This is a genomic window from Stenotrophomonas sp. P5_A8, from assembly GCF_056400545.1.
Genome location: NZ_JBFULB010000202.1, coordinates 1 through 7,155 on the forward strand (window position 1 = coordinate 1; position 7,155 = coordinate 7,155).

Sequence of the window (7,155 nt, forward strand, 5' to 3'; positions counted from 1 at the left end):
CTCCAGCATGGCCAGCGCGAAGGAGATCAGCCAGTACCTCAAGCGTTTTTCGCAGCTGGATGCCAAGCGCTTCGCCGTGGTCAAGGTCGGCGGCGCGGTGCTGCGCGATGATCTGGATGCGCTGACCTCGTCGCTGTCATTCCTGCAGGAAGTGGGGCTGACCCCGATCGTGCTGCACGGTGCCGGTCCGCAGCTGGACGCCGAGCTGTCGGCGGCGGGCATCGTCAAGCAAACCGTCAACGGCCTGCGCGTGACCTCGCCGGAAGGCCTGGCGATCGTGCGCCGGGTGTTCCAGGCGTCCAACCTGCAGCTGGTCGAAGCGCTGCAGCAGAACGGCGCGCRCGCCACCTCCATCACCGGCGGCGTGTTCGAGGCCGAGTACCTGGACCAGGCCACCTACGGCCTGGTCGGTGAAGTGAAGAAGGTCAACCTGGCCCCGATCGAAGCCAGCCTGCGTGCCGGCTCCATCCCGGTGATCACCAGCCTGGGCGAAACCCGCTGCGGGCAGATCCTCAACGTCAACGCCGACTTCGCCGCCAACGAGCTGGTGCAGGAACTGCAGCCGTACAAGATCATCTTCCTCACCGGTACCGGCGGCCTGCTCGACGAAGAAGGCAAGGTGATCGACTCGATCAACCTGTCCACCGAGTACGACCAGCTCATGCAGCAGCCGTGGATCCACGGCGGCATGCGGGTCAAGATCGAACAGATCAAGGACCTGCTCGATCGCCTGCCGCTGGAGTCCTCGGTGTCGATCACCCGCCCGGCGGATCTGGCCAAGGAACTGTTCACCCACAAGGGCTCGGGCACGCTGGTGCGCAAGGGCGAGAAGGTGCTGCGCGCCACCGCGTGGAGCGAACTTGACCTGCCGCGGCTGAAGCAGCTGATCGAATCCAGCTTCGGGCGTACGCTGGTGCCCGACTACTTCGACCGCACCAAACTGCTGCGCGCCTACGTCAGCGAGAACTACCGCGCCGCCGTGATCCTCACCGACGAAGCCGAAGGTGTGTACCTGGACAAGTTCGCGGTGCTCGATGACGCCCAGGGCGAAGGCCTTGGCCGGGCGGTGTGGAATGTCATGCTGGATGAAACCCCGCAGCTGTTCTGGCGTTCGCGCAACGGCAACCCGATCAACCACTTCTACTACGCCGAATCCGACGGGTGCTACAAGCAGGGCACCTGGAAGGTGTTCTGGTTCGGCGCCGATGGTTTCGAGCGGATCCGCACCTACGTTGAACACTGCGCAACCCGCACCCCGAGCCTGGAGGGCTGAACCCCATGAATCACGCCGATTGGACCAAGGTGCCCACACTTGCCGGCACGCACGCCCGGCTGGAGCCGCTGCAGATGGCGCACATCGACGGTCTGCGCGGCGCGCTGGGCGACGGTGCGCTGTCCCGGCTCTGGTACACCCAGGTGCCGAGCGCCAAAACCATGACCGCCTACGTGCAGGCTGCGCTGCAGGCGCAGGCCGAGGGCAAGGTATTGCCGTTCGCGGTCCTCAACGCTGCCGATGAAGTGGTCGGCACCACCCGTTATTACGGGATGGAAGAGGACGTGCCCCGGCTGAGCATCGGCTACACCTGGTATGGCGAGGCCGCCCAGCGCACCGGCGTCAACACCGAAACCAAGCTGATGCTGCTCACCCATGCCTTCGAGCGGCTGAACTGCCTGAGCGTGGTGTTCGAGACCAGCTGGTTCAATGTCGCCTCGCGCACGGCGATCGCGCGGTTGGGCGCAAAGCAGGACGGCGTGCTGCGCAACCACAAGCGCCACCCCGATGGCACCCCGCGCGACACCGTGATCTTCTCCATCATCGACGCGGAATGGCAGGGCGTGAAGCGCCACCTGCAGCACCGCCTGGACGCACACGCATGAGCACCACGACCTTCTCCGTCGGCATCGTCGGCGCCCGCGGCCACACCGGCGCCGAGCTGATCAAGCTGATCGCCGCGCACCCGAACCTGACGCTGGGCTTTGTATCCTCGCGTGAGCTTGCGGGCCAGCGCGTGGCCGACCACCACACCGACTGGCAGGGCGACCTGCAGTTCGAAAACCTGGACGCCGACGCGGTCGCGGCCAAGGGCGTGGACGCGGTGATCCTGGCATTGCCCAATGGCCTGTCCGCACCGTTCGTCACCGCGCTCGATGCGGCCAGGCCGGACACGGTGATCGTCGACCTGTCGGCCGACCACCGCTTCGAAGGCAGCTGGTACTACGGCCTGCCCGAACTGACCCGGGGCGATTACCTGGGTCAGAAGCACATCAGCAACCCGGGCTGCTATGCCACCGCGATGCAGCTGGCGATCAGCCCGCTGCTCAAGCAGCTGGCCGGCCCGCCCCAGTGCTTCGGCGTGTCCGGGTACTCCGGCGCCGGCACCACCGCATCGGACAAGAACAACCCCGAACTGCTGCGCGACAACCTGATGCCGTACGCGCTCACCAACCACGTGCACGAACGCGAAGTGACCGCGCACCTGCGCGTGCCGGTCGAGTTCATGCCGCACGTGGCGCCGCATTTCCGTGGCATCACCATGACCGTCAACCTGTGGTTGAACGAGACGGTCAAGCGCGAGGACGTGATCGCCCTGTACCAGGCGTACTACGCCCATGAGGCGCTCATCGAAGTGCTCGACGAAGCTCCGTGGGTCAGCCGCATCGCCGGCCGCCACGGCGTGCAGATCGGTGGCTTCGACGTGGCCCCGGGCGGCAAGCGCGTGGTGGTGGTTGCCACCCTGGACAACCTGCTCAAGGGGGCGGCCACCCAGGCCATGCAGAACCTCAACCTGGCGCTGGGCCTGGACGAATTGGCCTCGATCCCGCACTGAACCCTCTCCGCTGCGCACCCGACCACGGTGCGCGCGTACAACCCGGCGGAGCGATTCCGCCTACGGAGCAAGACATGGCAGACCTTCTGTGGCAGAAGCCCGGCGTGGCGGTGGACGCCAAGATCCAGACCTTCCTGGCGGGCGATGATGTGATCCTGGATCGCGCGTTCTTCCTGTATGACGTTGCCGCCAGCAAGGCGCACGCGCAGGGCCTGCAGCACATCGGCATCCTCTCCACCGATGAACTGGATGGCCTGCAGCGCGAGCTGGACGTGTTGGCCGAGGACTTCCGCAGCGGCACGTTCGTGCTCGACGAGCGTTTCGAGGACTGCCACTCGGCGATCGAAGCCCGCCTGACCGAGCGCCTCGGCGATGCCGGCCGTAAGATCCACACCGGCCGCAGCCGCAACGACCAGATCCTGGTCGCCACCCGGTTGTGGCTGAAGGACAAGCTGCAGCAGGTGGCCGGCCTGAGCCGCGAGATCGCCAAGGTMGCGCTCGACCGTGCCGAGGCCGAGAAAGACCTGCCGGTGCCCGGCTACACGCACATCCAGCGCGCCGTGGTGTCCTCGGCGGGCATGTGGTGGGCCGGCTGGGCCGAGGCCTTCATCGACAACGCCATCCGCGCGCACGATACCTTCAACCTCATCGATGCCAATCCGCTCGGCACCGCCGCCGGTTACGGCGTGAACCTGCCGCTGGATCGCGCGCACACCACCGAGGCACTCGGTTTTGCGCGCATGCAGATCTCGCCGATCTATGCGCAGCTCTCGCGCGGCAAGTTCGAGCTGGCCGCGCTGGAAGCACTCGGTGGGGCCACCCTGGACCTGCGCCGCATCGCGTGGGATCTGTCGCTGTTCACCAGTGGTGAGTTCGGTTTCGTGGCGCTGCCGGCGCAATACACCACCGGCAGTTCGATCATGCCCAACAAGCGCAACCCGGACGTGATCGAACTGATGCGCGCCACCCACGCCAGCGTGGCCGCCGCGCGCACCGAGATCGAGCAGCTGCTGTCGCTGCCGTCCGGGTACCACCGCGATCTGCAGAGCAGCAAGGGCGCGATCTTCCACGGCTTCGGCCGCGGCCTGGCCGCGCTGGAACTGCTGCCGGCGCTGCTGGCCAACCTGGAATGGCGTGACGACAAGCTGCGTGCAGCGATCGACTCGGGCATGTACGCCACCGATGTGGCCGTGGAAGCGGCCGTGGCCGGTGTGCCGTTCCGTGAGGCCTACAAAGCGGCTGCAGCGGCAGCGGACACGGCCGGACAGGGGCGCACGCCCGAAGGCAGCCTGGCCGCGCGCGTGTCGCCCGGTGCGGCCGCCGACCTGCGGCTGGACGAGCTGGGCGCCCGCTGGGCCGCACTGGTGTAATCACGACGGCGACCGCGAGGTCGCCGTTTCTTCATCGACGTGCCGGGCGTTGCCCGGCGAAAAGGAAGCCCCATGAAAACCTGTTACCTGGTCCTGGTGAAGCGCACTCCGGCCTTCAGCGATGATGTCGGTGCCGAACACGTTCGTTTCCTCGATGAGCTGCGCGCCCGCGGACAGCTGCTGCTGACCGGCGGCTTCAGCGACAAGAGCGGCGGTGCCTACGTGCTGCAGGACGTGCCCGATCTGGCCGCCGCGCAGGCGCTGGTGGACACCGACCCGCTGCTGGTGCGCGGCAGCGCCACCGCCAGCATCCACGAATGGAACACCCGCTGAGGCCTGCCCACCGATGACCCCGACCGTGCAATCGCCGTTTCCCGAACAGGCCGTGCCGCAGTGGAAGCGTGCCGTGCTCAAGGTGGGCAGCAGTCTGCTGGCCGCCGATGGCGGCGGTCTGTCGCCGCGCCACGCGCTGGGACTGGCGCAGTTCGTGTCGGCCAATGTACTGGCCGGGCGCGAGGTGGTGATCGTCTCCTCCGGCGCAGTCGCCGCGGGACGCGCGATCGTGCCGCGTGCGCTGGAAGCCGGCGCGGCGATGGCTGCCCGCCAGGCGCTGGCCGCGCTGGGCCAGGCGCAGTTGATCGGGCTGTGGCAGCGCTTCTTCGAGCGTCCGGTGGCGCAGGTGCTGCTCACCCACGACGACCTGCGCAACCGTCGCCGCTACCTCAATGCGCGCGCCACCCTCAACGAACTGCTGCGCCTCGGCGCGCTGCCGGTGGTGAATGAGAATGACACCGTGTCGGTGGATGAGCTCAAGCTCGGCGACAACGACAACCTTGCCGCGACCGTGGCGGCGTTGATCGATGCGGACGTGCTGTTCATCGCCACCGATATCGATGGCCTGTACAGCAACGACCCGCGCCGCGACCCGCAGGCGCGCCCGATCCATGACGTGCCCCAACTCACCGGCGAGGTGCTGGCGATGGCCGGTGGCGCCGGCAGCGGGGCCGGTACCGGCGGTATGCACACCAAGCTGGAGGCCGCGGCCAAGGCCGGCCGCGTCGGTATCGACACCTGCCTGTTCAACGGCCGCGACAGCGACGTGGTGCGGGCGCTGGCGCAGGGGCGCCTGTTCGGCACCCGCATCCATGCCGCGCAGACCCGCGTGGCCGCGCGCAAGTACTGGTTGCGGCATGCACCCCTTGAACCCGGCGCGATCCTGGTTGACGACGGCGCCGCCGACGCGCTGCGCGACAAGGGCGCCTCGTTGCTGCCCGGGGGCGTGCGCGGCGCTGAGGGTGACTTCCGTCGTGGCGACATGGTCGAAGTGCGCCTGCGCGATGCCGGTGGCGAGGTGCGGTTGGCGCGCGGCGTGAGCCAGTATTCGGCCAGTGACATCCGCCGCATTGCCGGCCGCCATTCGCGCGATATCGAAGGCGTGCTCGGCTACAACTACGGTGGCAATGTGATCCATCGCGACGATCTGGTGCTGCTGTAAAGCGTAAAAACATCCACGGTAGAGCCACGCCATGCGTGGCTGCGCAGCCGGGCCCCGTTCGACATCCCGCAGCCACGCATGGCGTGGCTCTACCCTGCATCTTCAGAGGACATTGAGATGGTCGCCAGTTCCCCCTCCGACATCCGCGCCCAGGCGCTGGCCTGCCGCAACGCGGCCCAACACCTCGCGCAGCTGTCCTCCACTGCCAAGACGGCGCTGCTGGAGGCGATGGCTGCGGCACTGGAGGCCGATACCGGTGCAATTCTCGCCGCCAATACGCGCGATCTCGAGGCGGCGCGTGAAAAGGGCACCGGCACTGCGATGCTCGATCGCCTGGCGCTCAATCCGCAACGCCTGGCCGGCATCGCTGCCGCGCTGCGCGAGGTCGCCGCGCTGCCCGATCCGGTCGGCAGGGTCACCCGCGATGACGTACGCCCCAACGGTATCCGCGTGCAGAAGGTGCGCGTGCCACTGGGCGTGATCGCGATGATCTACGAGGCGCGCCCGAACGTGACTGCCGATGCGGCCGCGCTGTGCATCAAGGCGGGCAACGGGGTGATCCTGCGCGGCGGCTCGGAGGCGATCCATTCCAACACCGCGATCGCCAGCGCGCTCAAGCGTGCGTTGCGCGAGGCCGGCGTGGCCGATGCCGCCCTGACCCTGGTCGAAGACCTGCGCCGCGAAACCATGCTGGCCCTGCTGCAGCTCAACGACGTGATCGATCTGGCGATCCCACGCGGCGGCGAAGGCCTGATCCGCTTCGTGGCCGAACATGCGCGCGTACCGGTGATCAAGCACTACAAGGGCGTGTGCCATCTGTACGTGGACTGTGCGGCCGATGTGGAGCGTGCGCTGGCGCTGCTGCTGGACGGCAAGTGCAGCCGGCCGTCGGCCTGCAATTCGCTGGAGACGTTGCTGGTGCACGCCGATATCGCCGCGACCTTCCTGCCATTGGCCGATGAAGCGCTGCGCGCGCGTGGCGTGGCGATACGTGCCGACGCGCGCGCGCGGCATTGGCTGACCGATGCCGCGCTGGCCACCGATGACGATTACGCCGCCGAGTACCTGGACCTGATCATCGCCGTAGGCGTGGTCGACGACCTCGAGCAGGCGCTGGCGCATATCCAGCAGTACAGCTCGGACCACACCGAAGTGATCGTCACCGAAGACCCCGTCGCCGCCGAACGCTTCGTGCACGCGCTGCGCTCGGCGGTGGTGATGGTCAACGCGTCCTCGCGCTTCTCCGACGGCGGCGAACTCGGCCTGGGTGCGGAGATCGGCATTTCCACCACCCGCCTGCACGCCTACGGCCCGATGGGCCTGGAAGCCCTGACGGTGGAACGTTTCGTGGTGCGCGGGGAAGGCCAGACCCGAACGTGAGCAGCGCACCCCGGTGGCGGCGGCTCGTCATCGCAGATAGGCGCAACAGGTAGTGCCGGCCGCTGGCCGGCTCCTCCACATC

The 7,155-nt window shown here is 67.8% G+C and carries 7 protein-coding genes; all 7 read left to right on the top strand.

All coding sequences use genetic code 11. The features are described from left to right. Nucleotides 1-1,273, top strand: a 1,273-nt coding sequence (locus AC1DQP_RS13915; RefSeq protein WP_478051819.1) for an acetylglutamate kinase, incomplete at its 5' end; no start/stop codon positions are given. 5 nt (nucleotides 1,274-1,278) lie between these two features. After that, on the top strand, nucleotides 1,279-1,878 hold the full coding sequence (locus tag AC1DQP_RS13920) for a GNAT family N-acetyltransferase (RefSeq protein WP_256775627.1): 600 nt from the start codon (nucleotides 1,279-1,281) through the stop codon (nucleotides 1,876-1,878). Continuing rightward, on the top strand, nucleotides 1,875-2,828 hold the full coding sequence (gene argC, locus AC1DQP_RS13925) for an N-acetyl-gamma-glutamyl-phosphate reductase (RefSeq protein WP_478051820.1): 954 nt from the start codon (nucleotides 1,875-1,877) through the stop codon (nucleotides 2,826-2,828). The genes AC1DQP_RS13920 and argC overlap by 4 nt, the downstream gene beginning before the upstream one ends. A gap of 74 nt (nucleotides 2,829-2,902) precedes the next feature. After that, nucleotides 2,903-4,198, top strand: coding sequence for an argininosuccinate lyase (gene argH, locus AC1DQP_RS13930; RefSeq protein ID WP_457319658.1), 1,296 nt, complete (start codon nucleotides 2,903-2,905; stop codon nucleotides 4,196-4,198). Between the two features lie 72 nt (nucleotides 4,199-4,270). After that, nucleotides 4,271-4,531: a YciI family protein gene (locus AC1DQP_RS13935; protein ID WP_256775624.1), complete on the top strand. Its 261-nt coding sequence runs from the start codon at nucleotides 4,271-4,273 to the stop codon at nucleotides 4,529-4,531. Between the two features lie 13 nt (nucleotides 4,532-4,544). Beyond that, on the top strand, nucleotides 4,545-5,693 hold the full coding sequence (gene proB, locus AC1DQP_RS13940; RefSeq protein WP_478051821.1) for a glutamate 5-kinase: 1,149 nt from the start codon (nucleotides 4,545-4,547) through the stop codon (nucleotides 5,691-5,693). A gap of 78 nt (nucleotides 5,694-5,771) precedes the next feature. Next, the gene (locus AC1DQP_RS13945; RefSeq protein WP_478051822.1) at nucleotides 5,772-7,073 is read left to right on the top strand and encodes a glutamate-5-semialdehyde dehydrogenase; all 1,302 of its coding nucleotides are present in this window, start codon (nucleotides 5,772-5,774) and stop codon (nucleotides 7,071-7,073) included. Nucleotides 7,074-7,155 lie beyond the last annotated feature (82 nt).